Consider the following 812-nt stretch of genomic DNA (forward strand, 5'->3'; position numbering starts at 1 on the left):
ACTGTCGCGGTACCCGGCTCAGTAGAGTCGCCGATCTGCAGCGTCGGCTGATCGTCGGCCACGCTGACCGAGACGCCTGCCTCGGTGCTGGTGCCGTCGGTGTCGGTGCCGACCACGGTAATTCCGCTGATGGTCAGTGCATCAACGCCATCGGCATGGGCCAAGCTGTCGGCCAGGGTGGCCGTCACGGTCACTACCGAGGACTGGCCAGCCGTAACCGAGCCGTTGTTGTTCAGCGTCAGGGTGATGGCCGGTTCGCCACCGGCTTCGGTACGCCCTTCCAGCTGACCGGCGGAGTTCAGCGTCCAGGTCAGGGTGCCATTAAGGCCATCGACGCTGATCGCGCCGGTATCGCCAAAGCCGATGCTGGCAATGGCATCACTGCCCGCCGTAAAGGTCAGGCTGGCCACGTCCGTAGAGGAAGCGTCGCCTTCGGTCTCGGCATCATCCAGGGACACGGCGGCGTTGGTGGTCGCCGGATCGCTGTCGGTGACGGTGACCGTCGGGCCGGTACCGTCGGTGATGGTGACGGTGTGGCTATCGGAGGCAATATCACCATCGCTATCGACGGTCTCGATAGTGAAGTCGATCGACGGAGTACCGGCGCTGTTCTGTACCTGGTTGGCATTCGCCTCGAAGGTCCAGTTGCCATCGCGGCCAACGGTCAGAGTGCCTTCGGTCAGGTCGAAGGACACCGTGGCATCCGCTGCACTACCCAGAACCAGGGAGTCTCCACCCACGGTCACCGTAACGGTGGCACCGTCGGCACCGGCATCGGTGGTCCAGCTGCCGTTGACGCTCTGGCCTTCCAC

At 64.3% G+C, this 812-nt stretch carries 1 protein-coding gene; it reads right to left on the bottom strand.

Translation table 11 applies throughout. From position 1 onward, the window contains the following. A partial coding sequence (locus tag KUV72_RS19710) for a hypothetical protein (RefSeq protein WP_222239519.1) occupies positions 1-812 on the bottom strand: 812 nt, incomplete at both ends.

Origin of the sequence: Halomonas sp. DP4Y7-1 (assembly GCF_019800705.1) — a bacterium.
GTDB lineage: Bacteria > Pseudomonadota > Gammaproteobacteria > Pseudomonadales > Halomonadaceae > Halomonas > Halomonas litopenaei_A.